Origin of the sequence: Mycobacterium sp. E787 (assembly GCF_001668725.1) — a bacterium.
In the GTDB taxonomy this organism is placed as follows: Bacteria; Actinomycetota; Actinomycetes; order Mycobacteriales; family Mycobacteriaceae; genus Mycobacterium.
This window is the reverse complement of the sequence record NZ_LZKL01000071.1, coordinates 26,065-46,591: the sequence shown is the minus strand read 5'-3', so window position 1 is coordinate 46,591 and position 20,527 is coordinate 26,065. Positions and strand designations below refer to the sequence as shown.

The following is a 20,527-nucleotide window of genomic DNA, read 5'->3' as shown; positions in this document are numbered from 1 at the left end:
GTTCCGGCGCATCGCCCACAACGGCGAGATCAACACCGTCAACGGCAACGAGAACTGGATGCGGGCCCGCGTGGCGCCGGCGGCGCCGGACGGGGACCCGCGGGTGGGGGGCCCGGCGGGCGCAACGCGGGCGCGGCGTGCTGGTCGGGCCGCAGACGGTCGCGCAGGAATTCGTCGCGCTCGTTCATGGGCTCCTCGCGTGCCGGACCAGTACCGGACCAGTATCGGTCACGCCGTGACGTGCAAACTTCGCCGGGGCAGCCGGCGGCCGGGACGCGACTCGCCCCGTTGTCCGCTGAGCACGCGGCGTGGCCGGCTCCGGCACCGGGGGCGACGGGCGTGTGCGTGATCACAGCAAACTCGCGTCATTGGCGGATATGCCGAGCGGTTCGGTAGGATCGACGCTGGGGTCGGGAACATATCAACCGAAAACGTCCATGTCGGCGACGTCGCCGATCGTTCGCTGCAGCGAATTTACGCCGCTGCCAGCGGGCGGTTAGACTTAACGAAGTTGGCATGTCAGGCGGGTATTGTCATATCGTTTTACGACTTGTCGAAGCCGGTTCCAGGCCACCGTTCAGCGCTGCACGGACGAATCCTTGACGGTTCGCCTCCACCTGGGGCACAGCCGATCGGCAAGACGCCGACGGGGCCCCCGGTTGCGGCCCCGTCGGAGCCGCTCGTAACGGCAGCGAAGAACGTTCTGGTTGAAGGGTCAGGTGCATATGACGCCCAAGCGCGTTGGGTTGTACAACCCCGCGTTCGAGCACGATTCGTGCGGGGTAGCCATGGTCGTCGATATGCACGGCCGTCGCAGCCGAGACATCGTCGATAAGGCGATCACGGCCCTGCTCAACCTCGAACACCGCGGTGCCCAGGGCGCCGAGCCGCGCAGCGGTGACGGCGCCGGCATCCTGATTCAGGTCCCGGACGCTTTCCTGCGCGAGGTCGTGGAATTCGAGCTGCCCCCGCCGGGCAGCTACGCCACCGGCATCGCGTTCCTGCCGCAGTCCTCCAGGGACGCCGCGGCCGCGTGCGCCGCGGTGGAAAAGATCGCCGAGTCCGAGGGCCTGCAGGTCATCGGCTGGCGCAACGTGCCAACCGACGACTCGTCGCTGGGCGCGTTGTCGCGCGACGCGATGCCCACCTTCCGGCAGGTGTTCATGACCGGCGCCTCGGGGATGGCGCTGGAGCGCCGCGCGTACGTGGTCCGCAAGCGCGCCGAGCACGAGCTGGGCACGAAGGGCCCCGGCCAGGACGGCCCCGGTCGCGAAACCGTATATTTCCCAAGCCTTTCCGGCCAGACTTTTATCTACAAGGGCATGCTGACCACTCCGCAGCTCAAGGCGTTCTACCTTGACCTGCAAGACGATCGGCTGACCAGTGCGCTGGGCATCGTGCACTCCCGCTTCTCCACGAACACCTTCCCGTCCTGGCCGCTCGCACACCCGTTCCGGCGCATCGCCCACAACGGCGAGATCAACACCGTCAACGGCAACGAGAACTGGATGCGGGCCCGCGAGGCGCTGATCAAGACCGACCTCTTCGGCGACGACGTCGAGAAGCTGTTCCCGATCTGCACCCCGGGCGCCTCCGACACCGCGCGCTTCGACGAGGCGCTCGAACTGCTCCACCTCGGCGGCCGCAGCCTGGCGCACGCGGTGCTGATGATGATCCCCGAGGCCTGGGAGCGCCACGAGTCGATGGACCCCGCGCGGCGGGCGTTCTACCAGTACCACGCCTCGTTGATGGAGCCGTGGGACGGCCCGGCGTCGATGACGTTCACCGACGGCACCGTCATCGGCGCCGTGCTGGACCGAAATGGCTTGCGCCCCTCGCGGATCTGGGTCACCGACGACGGCCTGGTGGTGATGGCTTCCGAGGCCGGCGTGCTCGACCTGGACCCGGCCAGGGTGGTGCGCCGGATGCGGCTGCAGCCCGGCCGCATGTTCCTGGTGGACACGGCCCAGGGCCGCATCGTCTCTGACGAGGAGATCAAGGCCGAACTCGCCGCCGAGCACCCGTATCAGGAATGGCTCGACAAGGGCCTGGTTCCGTTGGACGACCTGCCGGCGGGCAAGTACGTCCGGATGCCCCACGAGCGACTCGTGAAGCGGCAGTTGACTTTCGGCTACACCTACGAGGAACTCAACCTGTTGGTGGCGCCGATGGTCCGCTCCGGCGCCGAGCCGATCGGCTCGATGGGCACCGACACCCCGGTGGCCGTGCTGTCGCAGCGCCCGCGGATGCTCTACGACTACTTCCAGCAGCTGTTCGCCCAGGTGACCAACCCGCCGCTGGACGCCATCCGCGAGGAGGTGGTCACCAGCCTGCAGGGCACCACCGGCGGCGAGCGCGACCTGCTCAACCCGGACGAGCACTCCTGTCACCAGATCGTGCTGCAACAGCCGATCCTGCGGAACTACGAGCTGGCCAAGCTGATCAACCTCAACCCCGACGACGAGGTCAACGGGCGCCCACACGGCATGCGGTCGAAGGTGATTCGCTGCCTGTACCCCGTCACCGAGGGCGGCTCCGGCCTGGCCGCGGCCCTCGAGGACGTGCGCGCGCAGGCGTCGGCGGCGATCGCCGACGGCGCCCGGGTCATCATCCTGTCCGACCGCGAGTCCGACGAGCGGCTGGCCCCGATCCCGTCGCTGCTGGCGGTGTCGGCGGTGCACCACCACCTGGTGCGCGACCGGACCCGCACCCACGTCGGCCTGGTGGTCGAGACCGGCGACGCCCGCGAGGTGCACCACATGGCGGCGCTGATCGGTTTCGGCGCGGCGGCCATCAACCCGTACCTGGCGTTCGAGTCGATCGAAGACATGCTCGATCGCGGCGCCTTCGACGGCTTCTCCAGCGCGCAAGACCGCAGCAAGGCCCTGAACAACTACGTCAAGGCCGCCGGCAAGGGCGTGCTGAAAGTCATGTCCAAGATGGGCATTTCGACGCTGGCCTCCTACACCGGCGCGCAGCTGTTCCAGGCGGTCGGGATTTCCGAGGACGTGCTCGACGAGTACTTCACCGGGCTGAGCTGCCCGACCGGCGGCATCACCCTCGAGGACATCGCTGCCGACGTCGCGACCCGCCACAGGCTGGCCTACCTGGACCGGCCCGACGAGCGCGCCCACCGCGAACTCGAGGTGGGCGGCGAATACCAGTGGCGGCGCGAGGGCGAGTACCACTTGTTCAACCCGGAGACGGTGTTCAAGCTGCAGCACGCGACCCGCACCGGGCAGTACAAGATCTTCAAGGAATACACACGCCTGGTCGACGACCAGAGTGAGCGGCTGGCGTCGCTGCGCGGGCTGCTCAAGTTCCGCGGCGACGTCCGTCCCCCCGTTCCGCTGGACGAGGTGGAGCCGGCCAGCGAGATCGTCAAGCGCTTCTCCACGGGCGCGATGAGCTACGGCTCGATCTCGGCGGAGGCGCACGAGACCTTGGCCATCGCGATGAACCGCCTGGGCGGCCGGTCCAACAGCGGCGAGGGCGGCGAGGACGTCAAGCGATTTGAACGCGACCCCAATGGCGACTGGCGCCGCAGCGCGATCAAGCAGGTCGCCTCGGCCCGGTTCGGGGTCACCTCGCACTACCTGACCAACTGCTCCGACATCCAGATCAAGATGGCCCAGGGCGCCAAACCCGGTGAAGGCGGCCAGCTTCCGGGCCACAAGGTGTACCCGTGGGTGGCCGAGGTGCGGCACTCCACGCCCGGCGTCGGGCTGATCTCGCCGCCGCCGCACCACGACATCTACTCCATCGAGGACCTGGCGCAGCTGATCCACGACCTGAAGAACGCCAACCCGGCGGCGCGCGTGCACGTCAAGCTGGTGTCCGAGAACGGGGTGGGCACGGTCGCGGCCGGGGTTTCCAAGGCGCACGCCGACGTGGTGCTCATCTCGGGACACGACGGCGGCACCGGGGCGACGCCGCTGACCTCGCAGAAGCACGCGGGTGCTCCGTGGGAGCTGGGGCTGGCCGAGACGCAGCAGACGTTGCTGCTCAACGGATTACGTGACCGGATCGTGGTCCAGGTGGACGGGCAGCTCAAGACCGGACGCGACGTGATGATCGCCGCGCTGCTCGGCGCCGAGGAGTTCGGCTTCGCCACCGCCCCGCTGGTGGTGGCGGGCTGCATCATGATGCGGGTGTGCCACCTGGACACCTGCCCGGTCGGCGTCGCCACCCAGAACCCGGTGCTGCGGGAGCGGTTCACCGGCAAGCCCGAATTCGTCGAGAACTTCTTCCTGTTCATCGCCGAAGAGGTGCGGGAATACATGGCGCAGTTGGGCTTCCGGACCTTCAACGAGGCCGTCGGGCAGGTTGGGTCACTGGACACCACGCTGGCCCGGGCGCACTGGAAGGCCCACAAGCTGGACCTCGCGCCGGTGCTGCACGAGCCCGAGTCGGCGTTCATGAACCAGGACCTGTACTGCAGCTCGCGCCAGGATCACGGCCTGGACAAGGCGCTCGATCAGCAGTTGATCGTGATGAGCCGCGAGGCCCTGGACTCGGGCAAGCCGGTCCGGTTCTCCACCACGATCGGCAACGTCAACCGAACGGTGGGCACCATGCTCGGCCACGAGCTCACGAAAGCCTATGGCGGACAAGGGCTGCCGGACGGCACCATCGACATCACCTTCGACGGATCCGCCGGCAACAGCTTCGGCGCCTTCGTGCCGAGGGGGATCACGCTGCGCGTCTACGGCGACGCCAACGACTACGTCGGCAAGGGGCTGTCCGGCGGGCGGATCGTCGTGCGGCCGTCGGACAACGCGCCGCAGGACTACGTCGCCGAGGACAACATCATCGGCGGCAACGTGATCCTGTTCGGCGCCACCAGCGGGGAGGTCTACTTGCGCGGCGTGGTCGGCGAACGGTTCGCGGTGCGAAACTCCGGCGCGCATGCCGTGGTCGAGGGCGTCGGGGACCACGGCTGCGAATACATGACCGGCGGCAAGGTCGTCATCCTCGGCCGCACCGGGCGCAACTTCGCCGCCGGCATGTCCGGCGGCGTGGCCTACGTGTACGACCCGGACGGTGAGCTGCCGCAGAACCTCAACGCCGAAATGGTCGAGCTCGAGACACCGGACGAGGACGATGCCGAATACCTGCACGCCACCATCCAGGCGCACATCGACGCCACCGATTCGGCTGTCGGCCAGCGGATCCTGGCCGATTGGCCCGGCCAGTGCCGCCACTTCGTCAAGGTGATGCCGCGGGACTACAAGCGCGTGCTGCAGGCCATCGCCGAGGCGGAGCGCGACGGCGTCGATGTCGACAAAGCGATCATGGCGGCCGCGCATGGCTGATCCGACCGGCTTCCTGAAATACACGCATCGGGAACTGCCGCAGCGCCGCCCTGTCCCGCTGCGGCTGAAGGACTGGCACGAGGTCTATGAGGACTTCGGCGAAGAGACCCTGCGCGAGCAGGCGACCCGCTGCATGGACTGTGGTATTCCGTTCTGCCACAACGGCTGTCCGCTGGGCAACCTGATCCCGGAGTGGAACGACCTGGTGCGCCGGGGCCGCTGGCGCGACGCGATCGAACGGCTGCACGCCACCAACAACTTCCCGGACTTCACCGGCCGGCTGTGCCCGGCGCCGTGCGAGCCGGCGTGCGTGTTGGGCATCAACCAGGATCCGGTGACGATCAAGCAGATCGAGCTGGAGATCATCGACCGGGCCTTCGAGGAAGGCTTTGTGGTGCCGCTCCCGCCCGATCAGCGGACCGGAAAGACGGTCGCCGTGGTCGGTTCGGGGCCCGCCGGGCTGGCCGCCGCCCAGCAGCTGACGCGCGCGGGCCACACCGTGACCGTCTTCGAGCGCGACGACCGCATCGGCGGCCTGCTGCGCTACGGCATCCCGGAATTCAAAATGGAAAAGCGCGTCCTGGACCGGCGGCTGGACCAGATGCGCGCCGAGGGCACGGAGTTCCGGCCGAACGTCAACGTCGGCGTCGACGTCACCGCCGAACAGCTGCGCGCCGACTTCGACGCCGTGGTGCTCGCCGGGGGAGCCACCGCCTGGCGCGATCTGCCGATTCCCGGCCGCGAGCTCGACGGGATCCACCAGGCGATGGAGTTCCTGCCGTGGGGCAACCGCGTGCAGGAGGGCGATGACGTCTTGGACGAGGACGGCCAGCCGCCGATCACCGCCAAGGGCAAACGGGTCGTCATCATCGGCGGCGGTGACACCGGGGCCGACTGCCTGGGCACCGTGCACCGGCAGGGCGCCATCGCGGTGCACCAGTTCGAGATCATGCCGCGCCCGCCGGACGCGCGCGCGGAATCGACCCCGTGGCCGACCTACCCGCTGATGTACCGGGTCTCGTCGGCGCACGAAGAGGGCGGCGAGCGGGTGTTCTCGGTGAACACCGAGGAGTTCGTCGGCAAGGACGGCCACGTGACCGGGCTGAAGGCCCACGAGGTGACGATGCAGGACGGCAAGTTCGTCAAAGTCGAGGGTTCCGACTTCGAACTCGAGGCCGATCTGGTGTTGCTGGCGATGGGATTCGTCGGTCCGGAGAAGCCGGGGCTCCTCACCGACCTCGACGTCAAGCTCACCGATCGCGGCAACGTCGCGCGCGGCGCCGACTTCGACACCTCGGTGCCCGGCGTTTTCGTTGCCGGTGACATGGGTCGTGGCCAGTCATTGATCGTTTGGGCGATAGCTGAGGGCCGGGCCGCCGCGGCGGGCGTGGACCGGTTCCTGATGGGTTCGACGGCCTTGCCGGCGCCCATCAAGCCGACCGCGACGCCCCTTACTTAGTCACATCGGTCACACCAGAAACAGAAGAATTCAATTCGGCGTTTCTGCCCACGTTTGCCAGGCGGTTGTTGTCTAATGGTTCGTTGTGGGCTCTGTCACAGAGTAGTCACGGGGGAGTCCCGCCAGAACGGACCGATCGCAGGAGTGGTCACTGTGAATGTCAACCCGGTACCTCGGTCGCGGATGGGGCGAATCGCCTGGTCGTGGTTACGTCACCCGGTGAAGAGCCGCGAATTCCCCGCTAAGCAAGAACGACTGATCACCGCCGAAGAGCTGATGCTGTTCGGGGTGTAGGCGCCACCTCACGATTCCGGCGGAGTTTGCTCGGGATCAGCCGTCCCACAACCCCGAATCCCGGATCGCCTCCGCCAACGGTTCCAGGACGGCGGGGTCGTGCGGCGGGGGGAGGTAGACGATGCCGAGGTCCAGTCCCTCGGCGCCCAGGGCGGCGGCATCGGCCATCACCTTCCCGTAGTCCAGGTCCGGCTCGAGGCGCAGATGAGCCGACATGGTGATCTCCTTGGGGTCCCGACCGATGTCCGCACACCGCGCGGCCAGCACGTCGCGCTTCTGTGCGAACAATTCGGGCGGGCCGCCGGCGAAGTTCCAGTGCTGGGCGTAGCGCGCGGTGATCGGGAGGGTGCGCTTCTCGCCGCTGCCGCCGATGCAGATCGGCGGGTGCGGGCGCTGCACGCCCTTGGGCTCGTTGCGGGCGCCTTTGAGTTGGTAGTACTTGCCCGCGAAGTCCGTGGTCTCCTCGCTCAGCAGGCTGATCAGCACCTGGCAGGCTTCCTCGAATCGGTCGAAGCGTTCCCTGATGGAACCCAGCTCGATGCCATAGGCGCCCGACTCCTCCTCGTTCCAGCCCGCACCGATGCCGAGTTCGAGGCGTCCGTTCGAGATGATGTCCAGCGCCGCGGCCATATTCGCCAGCACGGCCGGGTGGCGGTAGTGAATGCCGGTGACCAGGGTGCCCAGCCGCAACCGCTGGGTGGCCTGGGCCAGCGCGGTCAGCGTCGTCCAGCCTTCGAGGCAGGGTCCGCTGCTGTCGGAGAAGATCGGATAGAAGTGGTCGAAGGTCCAGCCGGACTCGAAGACGTCGATGTCGTCGGCGGCCTGCCAGACGGCGAGCATGTCGGCCCAAGTGGTGTTCTGGGGTGAGGTTTTGAACGCGAATCGCATGACCCCGACGGTAGTCCGGGTTTATTAAGGGAAACTAAACTCGTCAGACGATGACCCACACCCTCGGCCCGGACACCAGGATCACCCTGTTGGCGGCCGGCCTGATCTTCCTGCTCGCGCTGGTGCTCGGTGTGTGGAAGTACCGCCAGATCATGGCCGCCGAGGATCACCGTGCGCACCCGTACGTCGACATCGCGCACCGCGCGGCGCTGCTCTACTCGTTCGCGACGCTGCTGCTGGCGGCCTTCGTCGAACTCAGCGCCTGGCCGGCGTGGGTCAACCTCACCGCGGCGGGCGTCGTCGTCTTCTTTTTCGTCGGCGCCATCCTCAGCTACATCGGCCACGGGGCGCGGCGCGACACCGTCAACCAATTCGAGCGGCCCAACCGGGGAATCGCGATCGCGATGGCCTTGCTCATCGGCGGCGAAATCGGGGGGTTCGCCGTGCTGCTCGCGGGGTTCATCGCCGGCCAGTTCTTCTGACCCGGCCGCTGCCGGCGGGGACCTGCAGCGCCCGCTGCGCCGCGCTCGCCGCCACGGCCCCATGCGGGTGATCGCCTATCGTCGATGCCGCCGCGAACGTCATCGACCAGGCCCGGTCGGATCGTCGCGAACCCGATTGCTGGTCGAATTGCGTTCTGGCGCATGGGTGTCGGGGAACTCAACGCGATCAGGACGCCGGCAGCTTCACCACCCGGTTGTTCTGCGAGTCGGTGACATAGATGGCCCCCTTGCCGTCCAGTGCCACACTCCAGGGGCTTTTGAGGCCGGCGAACGGCAGCACCGTCGGGGTGGTGGATCCGGCGGGCAGCTTCAGCACCCGGTGGTTGTTCGAGTCGACGACGTAGACGGCGCCGCTGCTGTCCACCGCGACACCGGATGGATAGCCGAGCCCCGTGAACGGCAGCACCGTCGGAGTGTTGGAGCCCGGGGGCAGCATCAGCACCTGGTTGTTACGCGTGTCGGTGACGTAGACGGCGCCCTTGCCGTCCACCGCCACCCCGCACGCGTCAGGCCGGTCGGTGAACGGCAGCGTTCGCTGGGTCGTCGATCCCGCGGCCAGCGCCAGCACCCGGTGGTTTCCCGTGTCGGCGACGTAGACGGTGCCGTTGCCGTCCACCGCGACCCCGGACGGATAGTCGAGGCCGGTGAACGGCAGGACCGTGGGGATCGTCGATCCGGCGGGTAGCGCCGCCACCTCGTTGTCGATCGAGTCCGTCAAGTAGACCGTGCCCCGGCCGTCCACGGCGATCCCCAGGGTGTCGCGCTGGCCGGTGAACCGCAGCACCGTCGGGGTGGTGGATCCTGGGGGCAGCGTCAGCACCTTGTCGTTGCCGCTTTCGGCGACGTAGACGGTGCCGCCACTGTCCACCGCGACACCCCGGGGATCCTCGACACCGGCGAGCAGCACCGCCTGGGACGGCTTGGCGGCCGGCGGCGGCGGCGCCGGGGGCGGCGTCGCCGGGGGCGCCGACCTCTGCCCGACCATGATCACTATGCCGACGATGGCGGCGGCGGTCAGCGCGACGGCACCCACCGCGACCGCCAGCCGCCGCTTGCCGCTGAATCTCTTTGCGGGACTGGGGCGTTGAGGCCGCTCCGGCTTTGCTGATGGCACCAGGTTCGGCGCAGTCGGCCGCGTCGGCGTGTCGGTCGAGGGAACCTCCGCTGTCTGTGCTGCGGCCAGTGGTGTGACGACGAGGGTGTCGGCGGGCGCCAACGGTGTTGGCGCCGCAATGGTCTCGGATGCCGGGCTGGCGCCGCTACCGATGAGGATGGTGTCGGCGTCGTCTCGGTCGGGGTTGCCCAGGGCGTGTTGGGCGGCGAGGGCGAGATCCCCGGCGCTCGCGTAGCGCTGCGTGGGGTCTTTGGCCATGCCCCGCGCGATCACTTCGTCGAACGCGGCGGGGATGTCTGGTCGACACTGGCTCGGACGCGGGATAGGGGCCGTGAGGTGCGCGGTGATCAAGGCGGGCAGATCACCCGGCGCGTAGGGCTGCGAGCCGGTCAGGCATTCATAGAGCACACACGCCAGTGCGTAGATGTCGGACCGGGCGGTCACTTCAGCGTTGCCGAACCGCTCTGGGGCCATGTAGGCGAACGTGCCGATGGTGGTGCCGGTGCTGGTCAACTTCGCCTCGCCCGCCGCGTTGGCCAACCCGAAATCCACCAGGCAGGCGAAGTCGTCCCGGTTGACGAGGATGTTGCCGGGTTTGACGTCGCGGTGCGTCACCTGATCGGCATGAGCTGCATCGAGCGCCGACGCGATCTGACGCACGATGGCCACCGCACGAGGCGGGTCGAGCGGCCCCTCGCGGGCCAGCAGGGCCTGCAAGTTGATGCCCTTGATCAGGCGCATGTCGATATAGAGCTGCCCGTCGATCTCTCCGCAGCCGTGGATGGGGACCACGTGCGGATCATGTAACCGCGCCGCGTGCTGGGCCTCACGAAACAGCCGCTCGCGAAACACCGGATCGTGCGAGTAGCGGGCGGCGATCAGTTTCAGCGCCACCAGGCGATGCAGCACGGTGTCTTCGGCCTCATACACCTCGCCGAACCCGCCGGGGCCAAGCAGTCGGTGTAGCCGATAGTGCCCGAACATCGACCCCGCGCGCGACCCCATTGTGGTGTCTGCGGCGTCGCTCATCGCCGACTCCTCACCTCGTCGCACGCTGCGAACGCGACACCTGATCCCTGCGCCGACGTTTGCCGGCTACAACACTAGAACCTGGGCCAGCCGACCCACTGCAAAACGGGCAGGGAGCCGCGGCGCCAGGCTCGGCCGCGCTTGCAGTCACCGCCTGGGCACACTGGAGCCATGGACCCGGTAACGGCGCTGCGGCAGATCGCCTACTACAAGGACCGCAGCCGCCACGATCCCAGGCGGGTGATGGCCTACCGCAACGCCGCCGACATCGTCGAAGCGCTTGACGACGCGGCGCGGGAGCGGCACGGGCAGGCCAACAGCTGGCAGACGTTGCCGGGCATCGGTCCCAAGACCGCGAAGGTCATCGACCAGGCCTGGTCGGGTCGAGAACCCGACCTCCTGGTCGAATTGCGTTCCGCCGCTGAAGATCTCGGTGGCGGAGACATCCGGTCCGCGCTGCGCGGCGACTTGCACCTGCACTCGAACTGGTCGGACGGGTCGGCGCCGATCGACGAGATGATGGCCACCGCGTCGGCGCTGGGCCACGAGTACTGCGCGCTGACCGACCACTCGCCGCGGCTGACCATCGCCAACGGCCTGTCGCCGGAGCGGCTGCGCGCGCAACTCGACGTCATCGACCGGTTGCGCGACCAGTTTGCGCCGATGCGCATCCTCACCGGAATCGAGGTCGACATCCTCGAGGACGGCGGCCTGGACCAGGAACCCGAGCTCCTCGAGCGCCTCGACGTCGTCGTGGCCAGCGTCCACTCGAAGCTGTCGATGGATGCGCCGGCGATGACGCGGCGCATGCTGCGCGCCGTCTCCAATCCGCACGCCGACGTGCTGGGCCACTGCACCGGCCGGCTGGTCGCGGGTGGGCGCGGCATCCGGCCCGAATCGAAGTTCGACGCCGAGGCGGTGTTCACCGCTTGTCGCGACCATGGGACGGCCGTGGAGATCAACTCCCGTCCCGAACGCCGGGACCCGCCGACCCGGCTGCTCCAGCTGGCGCTCGAGATCGGCTGCGTGTTCAGCATCGATACCGACGCGCACGCGCCCGGCCAGCTGGACTTCCTCGGCTACGGCGCCCAGCGCGCGCTGGACGCGGGCGTGCCGGTCGAGCGGATCGTCAACACCTGGCCGGCCGACCAGCTGCTGGAGTGGACGGCAGCGCTCGGGTAGGTGAGGCAGCGGGGGGCCGTTTCACTCACGCGTCAGACCGCCAGTGACGTACGACACATAATAAAAATGGGTCAAATCCAAACTCGACGTACCGTTTATGCGTCATTGACTGTAGATTAGGTATGGCGAGCCCGCCGGCCTCGACACGCTTGGGGATCCGTGCGCGGGATCGTCACACCGGCGGACAGGGACGCCGGCCGGCAAGAAGCGTGCGCCGGCCACGGCGTCGTCAGCGAAACGGACGAGAAGGAATGTGGCGTGGAACCAGATCGAGCAGATGCTGGCGAACGCTCCACCCTGCGGAAGGCTTGCGCCACCCGGCACACGCTCGGTAGGCGGCGGCCCGAACTGCCGGCGCCGAAGAGACCATCCGATTCGCCGGCGGGTCAGCGGCAAAACCTGGATGTCGTCGGTGGTCCGACGATGACCGGGCCACCGCTCCGGCCCTGGTCGGCATGGCCCGACTTGCCTGGTGACGTGCGTGAACCTGGTGAGACTGTCCGCAGGACGGCGATCGAGGCACCGTGTCGCGCGGTCTAGGATTCGTCAACTCCGTTGCCGCCCAACTGATGGAGGCGAATGCGTACACCGCCACGACGGTGAGCCAACAGGTACTGGCGAGGCTTGTTCGCATGTTCGACGCGGACACCGGTTTCTTACGCCACAACGACCCGGCCATCGCGGCCTCCAAATTGATCGCGGAATGGCCGTCGCGACCCGACCGCCCACAAGCGGATCTCTTGCCGATCGTCGACTTCACCAGCGCCGACGACGTCTTCGGCCCCTGCGCGCACGGCAAGGAACCGCTCGCGGTACAGCCCACGGAACCGGTGGTGATCCGGCCGTCGGCCGCGACGACCTATGCGTACAAGGCCTTTCAGCGCCAAACGGGAAGACGCCGCATCGCGACACCGTCGATGGCGGCCGCTCCGCTGGTTACCAGAGGGGTGACCACGGGTGTACTCGGCTTCGTCAACTATCGCCGCAAGAAGTGGAAGCAGGAAGAGCTGGGCACCCTGGGGGCGGTGGCGACTCTGTTCGCCCAGCTTCAGGCCCGCATCGCCGCCGAAGAAGGGCTTCGGCACCTGGCTGAGCATGACGATCTGACCGGCCTGCACAATCGTCGATCGGTTGTCGCGCGCCTCTCCGACAGACTCGCGGCGGGACGCCCCGGACCCGTCGCGGTCTTGTATTTCGATCTCGATCGGCTGAAAGCGATCAACGATTACTTCGGCCACCCCGCCGGCGATTACTTCCTCAAGGTCTTCGCCGAACGGCTTCAGGCAAGCTTGGGCGACCAGGGCACGATCGGTCGGATCGGCGGGGACGAGTTCCTCGTCTTCTCGGACCGGGCGATGCTCACCAGGAGCGCGGAATCACTCGCGCAGCGGCTTCAGAGGACGCTGTGCGCGCCATTGAAGATCGGCGACGACGTGATCACTCCCTCCGTCAGCATCGGGATGGCGGTGGGTAAGCCGGGACACGACAACACCGCGGATCTACTTCGCCGAGCGGACGAGGCCGCCCTGACGGCCAAGCGCGCGGGGGGCAACCAGGTCGTGGTGTGCACCAGCGACATCTCTCGCAATATCGTCTTCCGCAACGATATCGAGTTCCATCTGCAGGCCGGCATCGACAGCGATGCCCTGCTGCTGCACTACCTGCCCGAAGTCGACTTGCTGACCCGCGAAATCCTGGGCGCCGAGGCGCTGGTCCGTTGGCGGCACCCGACGCGCGGGCTGTTGCTACCGGATTCGTTCATCGGCGTGGCCGAATCGACCAACCTCGCCGCAGACCTGGGCCGATGGGTCATGCGAAGCGCCTGCGCCGAGTTCAGCCGGTGGCAATCCAACGGGGTGGGACACGGCGCGACAATGCGCATCAACGTGTCGCCCGTTCAGCTGATCACCCCGAATTTCGTCCGCAGCGTCGCCGACACCATCGAGGAGTTCGGCATCGACGGCGGATCGGTGTGCCTGGAGATCACCGAGCGCGCCGTGGTTCGCGACATCGAAACCACTCGGCGAACCCTCGCGGAGTTGAAGGAGGTCGGGGTCCAGATCGCCATCGACGACTTCGGCACCGGGTATGCGGTGCTGTCGCACCTGAAATCCCTTCCGGTCGACATGCTGAAAATCGACGCCGGATTCGTCCGCGACCTGGACACCAACACCAGCGACTTGGCCATCGTTCGCGCCATCATCGGCCTCGCGGAGGCCTTCGGCCTGCAACTGGTCGCTGAGGGCGTCGAGACGCCGGCCGCCGTACAGACCCTGTTGGAGCACGGATGTCATCGGGCGCAGGGTTTTCTGTTCTCGCGCCCGGTTACCGGCAGCGCCATGGAGTCACTGCTGTTCAGACGCCGGGTGCCGATGACCTGCTTCGCCAGCGAGGAGGCGCTGACCGGCGAGGCGATCTAGCGCGGGCGTGCTGGACCGGGTGCGGCTGCGTCAGTCGGGGAGGTGCGGCATCTCGAAGCCCGGGTCCCTGCCGACCAACACCGCCGGCGTGAGGGCGGATCTGCCGTAGCGACGGCGCACTTGATCGATTGCCTCATCGACGGTCGGCCTACCCCCACCGAACGGAAGCATCAATTGCTGCGCGCCGCTGCGGTCGATGCCCGACACCGCGAAGCCGACCAGGGTCAGGCCGCGCTCCGCGATGAGGGGCGCCGCGGACGCGACGAGCTGCCGCGCGGCGGCCAGGATCGGCTGTGTCGACGAGGTGGCCCACGGCAGAGTGTGTGACCGGGTCGCCCGGCCGAAGTCGTCGAAGCGCAGCCGCAGCACCACCGTGCGACCGGTGCGCCCGGCGGCGCGCATCCGGGCGGTGATGCGGTCGATCAGGTTCACCACCACCGCGTCGACCTCGGCCGCCGACATGCGGTTGCCGGCGCGGCCCAGCGCCCGCTGCGCGCCCACGGAGCGGCGGCGCACGCCGGTGTTCACCCGGCGGCGGTCGATGTTGCGCGACAGCGCATACAGCTGGCGGCCCATCGCCCCGCCCAGCATCGAGGCGAGCGTCGACTCGCTGAGCTCGGCGACGTCCGCGACGGTCGTGATGCCGTGCGCGTGCAGCCTCTCGGCGGTCTTCGCGCCCACGCCCCAAAGCCGGCGCACCGGCAGCGGACGCAGGAACGCCAACTCCTGGTCGGGCGGCACCAGCAGCAGCCCGTCGGGCTTGGCTTCCCGGCTGGCGACCTTGGCGAGGAACTTAGTCCGGGCGATGCCGACGGTGATGGGCAGGCCGACGCGGTCGCGCACGTCGGCGCGCAGCCGTTCCGCGATCCGTACCGGCGTGCCGGAGACCCGGTGCAGGCCGCCGACATCGAGGAAGGCTTCGTCCACCGACAGCGCCTCCACGATCGGGGTGCAGTCGCGGAAGACCTCGAACACGGCGTCGCTGGCGCGGGAGTAGGCGTTCATCCGCGGCGGCACCACCACGGCGGACGGGCACAGGCGGCGGGCCTGCGCGCCGCCCATCGCGGTGCGCACGCCGTAGGCCTTGGCCTCGTAGCTGGCGGCCAGCACGACCCCGCCGCCGACGATCACCGGACGCCCCCGCAGGGTCGGGTCGTCGCGCTGTTCGACGGACGCATAGAACGAATCCAGGTCCGCGTGCAGGATGGACGCTTCACACCGCACGAACGTATGTTCCCATGCGGCTGCGACAGCCTAGCCCGATTCGCCGTAGATGCTGGTGACCCAGATGTGCGTGAGGGTGTCGACGACCCGGTCCTCGTCGACCGCCGGGGCCTCGGCCGCGAGCGCGGCCATCATCGTGCGTTCGTTCATCTGGTTCAGCGACGTCGCCAGGTCGGCGGCCGGGATGGTCTCCGGGGCGGCGCCGCGCGCGCGTTCGGCCGTGATCATGGCCGCGGTTTGGTCGATCCACTTCTGCATGAATCCCAGCCACACCGCGCGGAGCTCGGAGCTGGTGGCCAGCGCCTCTGTGGCGGCGCGGGCCAGCGTGCGGTGCGAGCTGAACGCGCGGTAGAACGCCTTGATGCCGTTGCGCCACACGCGACGCGGGTCCTCCGGCAGGCGCTGCACCGCGCCGTCGAACTCGGAGTCGGCCCGCGCGATGACCGGTTCCAGCAGCGACAGCAGCACCGCTTCCTTGGACTTGAAATAGAAGTAGAAGGTCGGCCGGGACAGGCCGGCGCCCTTGGCGAGGTCGTCGACGGAGATGCCGGCAAAACCACGCTCTTCCAGCAGTCGCTCGGCGGTGGCGAGGATCGCCTGCTCGCGGTCGTCACCGGAGGGGCGCAGTGCGCGGCGGCCGCGAAGGGCGCGAGTAGGGCCGGCGGTCGTCACGGCACGTTACTTTACACGTTGTTGAAAGTTTCGACAGCCCGTTGACTCGTTCGACACTGCGTTGATAGCGTGGGCCACATGACTGAGCACCTCGACGTCGTCATCGTGGGCGCCGGCATCTCCGGCGTGAGCGCGGCCTGGCACCTGCAGGACCGCTGCCCGACCAAGAGCTACGCCATCCTCGAGAAGCGGGCGGCGATGGGCGGCACCTGGGACCTGTTCCGCTACCCCGGCATCCGGTCCGACTCGGACATGTACACGCTGGGCTTCAGGTTCCGCCCGTGGACCGAGCGCCAGGCCATCGCCGACGGCGGCCCGATTCTCGACTACGTCAAGGGCACTGCGGCGATGTACGGCATCGACAAGCACATCCGGCTCAACCAGCGGGTGGTGAGCGCCGACTGGTCGAATGCGGAAAACCGCTGGACCCTGCAGATCGAAAACAACGGCACCCCAACCACACTCACCTGCACATTCCTGTTCCTGTGCAGCGGCTACTACAACTACGAGCAGGGCTACGCGCCGACGTTCGCCGGCTCGGAGGATTTCGCGGGCCCGATCATCCACCCGCAGCACTGGCCGGAGGACCTGGATTACGCCGGCAAGAACGTTGTCGTCATCGGCAGTGGCGCGACCGCGGTCACGTTGATTCCCGCCCTGGCGGAATCGGGTGCGGGGCACGTGACGATGCTGCAGCGATCGCCGACCTACATCGTCTCGCAGCCCAAGCGGGACAAGCTGGCCGAGCAGCTCAACCGCTGGCTGCCCGACAACATGGCCTACTTCGCGATCCGCTGGAAGAACGTGCTGCGCCAGGCCGCGCTGTACGGCGCCTGCCAGAAGTGGCCGAAGCGGATGCGCAAGATCCTGCTGAGCTACGTGCAGCGCCAGCTTCCCGAGGGCTACGACGTCGAGAAAGACTTTGGCCCGCACTACAATCCGTGGGACCAGCGGCTGTGCCTGGTGCCCAGCGGCGACCTGTTCCGCGCCATCCGGCACGGCAAGGCCGACGTGGTCACCGACACGATCGACCGGTTCACGCCCACCGGCATCCGGCTGGCCTCAGGCCGGGAGGTTCCGGCCGACATCATCGTCACCGCAACGGGATTGAACCTTCAACTGTTCGGCGGCGCGACGGTCACCGTCGACGGGCAGCAGGTGGACCTGACCAAGACGATGGCCTACAAGGGCATGATGTTGTCCGGGCTGCCGAACATGGTCTACACGGTCGGGTACACCAACGCTTCCTGGACGCTGAAGGCCGACCTCGTCTCGGAGTTCGCGTGCCGCCTGCTGAACTACATGGACGACAACGACTTTGAGACGGTCGTGGTCGACCACCCCGGCTCGGAGGTCGACGAACGCCCGTTCATGGAATTCACGCCCGGATACGTGCTGCGCTCGCTCGACGAGCTGCCCAAGCAGGGCTCACGCAAGCCGTGGCGGCTGAACCAGAACTACCTGCGCGACATCCAGTTGATCCGGCGCGGCAAGATCGCCGACGAGGGGTTGCGGTTCGCGAAAAAGCGTGCGGCGGTTGCCGCTTAGGGGTTGACGGACGGCACGACGACGATGCCGTCGTCGTCGCTGTAGGCGATCTCGCCGGGCACGAAACTGACGCCGCCCAGCCTGATCTCGACGTCGCGCTCGCCGGAGCCGGTCTTGCTGCTCTTGCGCGGGTTGGTGCCCAGCGCCTTGATGCCGATCTCGATGCCGCGCAGCGCGGCGGCGTCACGCACCGCACCGTTGACGATCACTCCCGCCCAGCCGTTGGATCGGGCCAATTCGGCGATGACGTCCCCGACGAGCGCGGTGTGCAGCGAGCCGGCGCCGTCGATCACCAGCACGCCGCCGTCGCCGGGGCCCGAGAGCACCGATTTCAGCAGCGCGTTGTCCTGGAAGCAGCGCACCGTGCTGATCGGACCGGCGAATTCGGGGCGGCCGCCGAACTGACGGAATTGGAGGTCGCAGCTGCGTACGTCGGGGCCGATGTCGTCGACGAGGTCGGCGGTCGGCCGGAACGGCACGGCCACCTCAGCGGCGCCGCAGCTGCCGGATCAGCACGATCGCCAACAGGCTGAGCGCCACCGCGACGATCAGCGGCACCGGCGACTGCCCGGATGCCGCCGGCGCGACCTCGGGTGAGACCGGGTTGGGCGCGGCATCGACGGTCGATTTGGCTTGTGCGGCAGCGTCTTTGGCGGCCGCGGCGAGCTCACCGTTGGTTTCGATGCGTTGCTGGATACCCAGCGGCGGCTCGGCGGGTCTGGGGGGCGCGGGCGCAGGGCTCTTGGCCGGCGCCTTCTTGGCGGGCGCTTTTTTGGCCGGGGCCTTCTTGGCGGGCGCCTTTTTGGCGGGGGCCTTCTTCGCAGGTGCCTTCTTGGCGGGCGCTTTGGCGGCCTTCTTGGCGGCCTCGCCGGGAGGTTTCTTCTCCGGCGGGGGCGGTGGGCCGTCGGGCTCGCGGTCGGGTTGGTCCTGCGGGTCTGCCATGCGGCCGCTCCTTTGCAGCTGTCTCGGGTGCGTCTCGCGCGCCGTTTCCTCGCGTCCCATCATGCCAGGAGGCGCGGCGGGCTCCCGGCGACCGGGGCGCTCAGGGCCTGCGCCGCAGCGCCCACCAGCCGCCCCCGGCGACCAGCGCCACCGCCACCACCGCAAACGGCCAGACCGGGACGCCGCCGTCCCCGCCGGGCCCGGCGGCCGGCGGTCCGGGGGTTCCGGTGCCCGGGACCGTCAGCCGAAACGACCAGGACCCCGACACCACGTGGCCGTCCGCCGACGTGACGCGGTAGTTCACCGTGTAGGTGCCGGCCGGGCCGAGGGGGCGCAGGGCCACGCCGACGATCGCGCCCTGCACCGTCGGCGCCCCGGCCGACCACACGTTGGCGTCGGGCCCCACGACCGTCATGGCGGCGAACGTGGTCTGCAGCCTCTCGTTGAAGGTCGCGCTGACCCGGTCGGGACCGGTGGTGAGGACCGCGTTGTCGGCGGGGTCGGTGGAAACCCGCGCGGCATGTGCCCACGCCGGTTGTGCGTGCAGGATCGCGGCCGACACCATCGCGGCCAGCAGCAGGCCCGCCGCCGCGGCGACCGGGACGCGCCTCATCCGCGTCGGCGCAACAGCACCAGCGCGATGCCGAGGGCGGCCACCACCAGCGCAGCCCCGCCCAGTAGACGGGCGGTGTTGTCCGGCGGCTTCGGTGATTGCGCGCCGCCGCCGGGATGGTGCTCATGCGGCGCCCCGCCCCCCGCGGTGAGGGTCAGCGCCGGCGCCGGGTGTTCCGGCTCGCCGCCGCCGGGCGACGGCGGCTGGTCCCACTTCACGACGGTCCCGTCGGAATAGGTCTGCGTGGCCGGGAAGCTCACCGTCTCGGTGTCGGGCAACTGCACCGCTACCCGGAACAGCCCGAATTGATCCACCCCGATCCCGCCGTTCGGCGCGGCCGTCCAGGTCACCGAGCGAACGCTGCCGGACGCCGCGTCACGGTCGAGCTTGGCCGTCCACCCGGGCATGGCTTCGGTGCTGGCCGCGGCGACGTTGGGCAGGCCGACACTCAGCGCGGTGGTCGCCGCGCCGGTGTTGGACTCGTTGGGTACCTGGAAGGTGACGATGGCCATGGCGCCGCGCACGGGGTTGTCGCTGGTGGCGTGCACGTGCGCCCATGCCGTCGGGATGCCCAGCGCCGAACCGAGATACAGCGCGACGGCCGCGATCAGGACGCGTACGGCGGTCACGTCAATCCGAGGCGGGCCATCAGGTCCGCCTCGATACCGTCGAGCTGCGACGTGATCGCGGCGTGTGCCGCCCGGCGGCGCGCGGCCGGCATGTTCTCCGCGGCGGTCACGGCCGCCGCCAGGTCGGCGAGCCGTTCGCTGATGGCGGCGGCGAACTGCTTGGTCTCGGCGTCCTTGGGCTTTTTCTCCTGCACGACCCGCAACGACTTCTCCGCCCCGGCGATCCGGGCCGACAGCTGGGCGCCGTGCCCGGAGAACTGGCCGATCTGGGCGAGCGGAACGCCGAGCTGGTCCGCGCGCCGCTGGTCGATCGCCGCGCGGGCGGCCATGGCGCCGCGATAGATCAACGGCGTGAGGACCGGGGCCAGCAGCCGAGACACCGTCAGCGCCCGGCGAATCCGTGTCGGCGACAGCAACTTGCCCTCCTTCGCCGCCTTGAGCTCGGCCTCGGCGACCTTCAGGGCCGTCCGGTCGCTGTCCCGCTGCGACTTGATCTGCGCGTTGAGAGCCTTTTCGGCGGCGCGCCGATCGGCCTTGAGCCGGCGAGCATCGTTTTTGGCGGCCAGCTTGGCCTCGAGCTTGGCGCGGGCCTTGATCGCGCGGGCTTCCGCCCGACGCGTCGCGCGGCTCTTTCGCTTGCGGAACAGGCCCATTCCCGGCCGCCTCCCGGTCTCTCGTGGACGATCGCTCTCCGA

At 68.7% G+C, this 20,527-nt stretch carries 15 protein-coding genes and 1 pseudogene; 7 read left to right on the top strand and 9 right to left on the bottom strand.

Annotation, left to right across the window (positions count from 1 at the left end; translation table 11 throughout):
• From A5705_RS29195 to A5705_RS15220, 3 genes and pseudogenes are all read left to right on the top strand, one after another.
• Positions 1–76: pseudogene (locus A5705_RS29195) on the top strand (hypothetical protein); the annotation flags it as partial.
• Positions 77–725: 649 nt separating this feature from the next.
• On the top strand, positions 726–5,315 hold the full coding sequence (gene gltB, locus A5705_RS15225; RefSeq protein ID WP_068278404.1) for a glutamate synthase large subunit: 4,590 nt from the start codon (positions 726–728) through the stop codon (positions 5,313–5,315).
• The gene (locus A5705_RS15220; protein WP_067879394.1) at positions 5,308–6,774 is read left to right on the top strand and encodes a glutamate synthase subunit beta; all 1,467 of its coding nucleotides are present in this window, start codon (positions 5,308–5,310) and stop codon (positions 6,772–6,774) included. The genes gltB and A5705_RS15220 overlap by 8 nt, the downstream gene beginning before the upstream one ends.
• A gap of 330 nt (positions 6,775–7,104) precedes the next feature.
• On the opposite strand, the gene A5705_RS15215 is transcribed toward A5705_RS15220, so the two are convergent.
• Positions 7,105–7,956 carry an LLM class F420-dependent oxidoreductase gene (locus A5705_RS15215; protein ID WP_067879396.1) on the bottom strand — a complete coding sequence of 284 codons (852 nt, stop codon included), beginning with the start codon at positions 7,954–7,956 and terminating at the stop codon, positions 7,105–7,107.
• Positions 7,957–8,006: 50 nt separating this feature from the next.
• On the opposite strand from A5705_RS15215, the gene A5705_RS15210 reads away from it, so the two are divergent.
• Positions 8,007–8,438, top strand: a complete 432-nt coding sequence (locus A5705_RS15210; protein ID WP_068278402.1) for a hypothetical protein — start codon at positions 8,007–8,009, stop codon at positions 8,436–8,438.
• A gap of 187 nt (positions 8,439–8,625) precedes the next feature.
• Here the strand turns inward: A5705_RS15210 and A5705_RS15205 are convergent, their stop codons facing one another.
• A complete protein-coding gene (locus A5705_RS15205; protein ID WP_068278400.1) occupies positions 8,626–10,602 on the bottom strand; it encodes a serine/threonine-protein kinase PknD in 1,977 nt (658 codons plus the stop codon).
• 171 nt (positions 10,603–10,773) lie between these two features.
• Here A5705_RS15205 and A5705_RS15200 point away from each other — a divergent pair, with 171 nt between their 5' ends.
• Together A5705_RS15200 and A5705_RS15195 are read left to right on the top strand one after the other, a co-directional pair.
• On the top strand, positions 10,774–11,784 hold the full coding sequence (locus A5705_RS15200; protein WP_067879403.1) for a PHP domain-containing protein: 1,011 nt from the start codon (positions 10,774–10,776) through the stop codon (positions 11,782–11,784).
• Between the two features lie 569 nt (positions 11,785–12,353).
• Entirely contained in the window at positions 12,354–14,204 is a 1,851-nt protein-coding gene (locus A5705_RS15195) for a bifunctional diguanylate cyclase/phosphodiesterase (RefSeq protein ID WP_067879406.1), read from the top strand.
• Between the two features lie 30 nt (positions 14,205–14,234).
• On the opposite strand, the gene dinB is transcribed toward A5705_RS15195, so the two are convergent.
• Positions 14,235–15,428, bottom strand: coding sequence for a DNA polymerase IV (gene dinB / locus A5705_RS15190; RefSeq protein WP_068278398.1), 1,194 nt, complete (start codon positions 15,426–15,428; stop codon positions 14,235–14,237).
• 30 nt (positions 15,429–15,458) lie between these two features.
• Complete coding sequence (locus A5705_RS15185) at positions 15,459–16,100, bottom strand: TetR/AcrR family transcriptional regulator (RefSeq protein ID WP_068278393.1); 642 nt, start codon at positions 16,098–16,100, stop codon at positions 15,459–15,461.
• A gap of 78 nt (positions 16,101–16,178) precedes the next feature.
• On the opposite strand from A5705_RS15185, the gene A5705_RS15180 reads away from it, so the two are divergent.
• Positions 16,179–17,648 (top strand): NAD(P)/FAD-dependent oxidoreductase, encoded by a 1,470-nt coding sequence (locus tag A5705_RS15180; RefSeq protein WP_068278386.1) that lies wholly within the window; start codon positions 16,179–16,181, stop codon positions 17,646–17,648.
• Here A5705_RS15180 and rraA read toward each other — a convergent pair.
• From rraA to A5705_RS15155, 5 genes are all read right to left on the bottom strand, one after another.
• Positions 17,645–18,133: a ribonuclease E activity regulator RraA gene (gene rraA / locus A5705_RS15175; RefSeq protein WP_067879418.1), complete on the bottom strand. Its 489-nt coding sequence runs from the start codon at positions 18,131–18,133 to the stop codon at positions 17,645–17,647. The two genes, A5705_RS15180 and rraA, sit on opposite strands and share 4 nt — an antisense overlap.
• A gap of 1 nt (position 18,134) precedes the next feature.
• Positions 18,135–18,590, bottom strand: coding sequence for a nucleoid-structuring protein H-NS (locus A5705_RS29190; protein WP_068278415.1), 456 nt, complete (start codon positions 18,588–18,590; stop codon positions 18,135–18,137).
• A gap of 100 nt (positions 18,591–18,690) precedes the next feature.
• Positions 18,691–19,203: a copper resistance CopC family protein gene (locus A5705_RS15165; RefSeq protein ID WP_067879421.1), complete on the bottom strand. Its 513-nt coding sequence runs from the start codon at positions 19,201–19,203 to the stop codon at positions 18,691–18,693.
• Positions 19,200–19,832: a YcnI family protein gene (locus A5705_RS15160; protein ID WP_231964322.1), complete on the bottom strand. Its 633-nt coding sequence runs from the start codon at positions 19,830–19,832 to the stop codon at positions 19,200–19,202. Before A5705_RS15160 ends, A5705_RS15165 begins: the two co-directional genes overlap by 4 nt.
• Entirely contained in the window at positions 19,829–20,485 is a 657-nt protein-coding gene (locus A5705_RS15155) for a DUF6474 family protein (protein ID WP_067879425.1), read from the bottom strand. Before A5705_RS15155 ends, A5705_RS15160 begins: the two co-directional genes overlap by 4 nt.
• Positions 20,486–20,527: the final 42 nt, after the last annotated feature.

What these genes read in the sequence shown, in the direction of transcription:
- gltB (WP_068278404.1), top strand. Translation starts at nt 726, where the DNA reads ATGACGCCCAAGCGCGTTGGGTTGTACAACCCCGCGTTCGAGCACGAT.
- A5705_RS15220 (WP_067879394.1), top strand. Translation starts at nt 5,308, where the DNA reads ATGGCTGATCCGACCGGCTTCCTGAAATACACGCATCGGGAACTGCCG.
- A5705_RS15215 (WP_067879396.1), bottom strand. Translation starts at nt 7,956, where the DNA reads ATGCGATTCGCGTTCAAAACCTCACCCCAGAACACCACTTGGGCCGAC.
- A5705_RS15210 (WP_068278402.1), top strand. Translation starts at nt 8,007, where the DNA reads ATGACCCACACCCTCGGCCCGGACACCAGGATCACCCTGTTGGCGGCC.
- A5705_RS15205 (WP_068278400.1), bottom strand. Translation starts at nt 10,602, where the DNA reads ATGAGCGACGCCGCAGACACCACAATGGGGTCGCGCGCGGGGTCGATG.
- A5705_RS15200 (WP_067879403.1), top strand. Translation starts at nt 10,774, where the DNA reads ATGGACCCGGTAACGGCGCTGCGGCAGATCGCCTACTACAAGGACCGC.
- A5705_RS15195 (WP_067879406.1), top strand. Translation starts at nt 12,354, where the DNA reads ATGGAGGCGAATGCGTACACCGCCACGACGGTGAGCCAACAGGTACTG.
- A5705_RS15180 (WP_068278386.1), top strand. Translation starts at nt 16,179, where the DNA reads ATGACTGAGCACCTCGACGTCGTCATCGTGGGCGCCGGCATCTCCGGC.
- A5705_RS29190 (WP_068278415.1), bottom strand. Translation starts at nt 18,590, where the DNA reads ATGGCAGACCCGCAGGACCAACCCGACCGCGAGCCCGACGGCCCACCG.
- A5705_RS15165 (WP_067879421.1), bottom strand. Translation starts at nt 19,203, where the DNA reads ATGAGGCGCGTCCCGGTCGCCGCGGCGGCGGGCCTGCTGCTGGCCGCG.
- A5705_RS15155 (WP_067879425.1), bottom strand. Translation starts at nt 20,485, where the DNA reads ATGGGCCTGTTCCGCAAGCGAAAGAGCCGCGCGACGCGTCGGGCGGAA.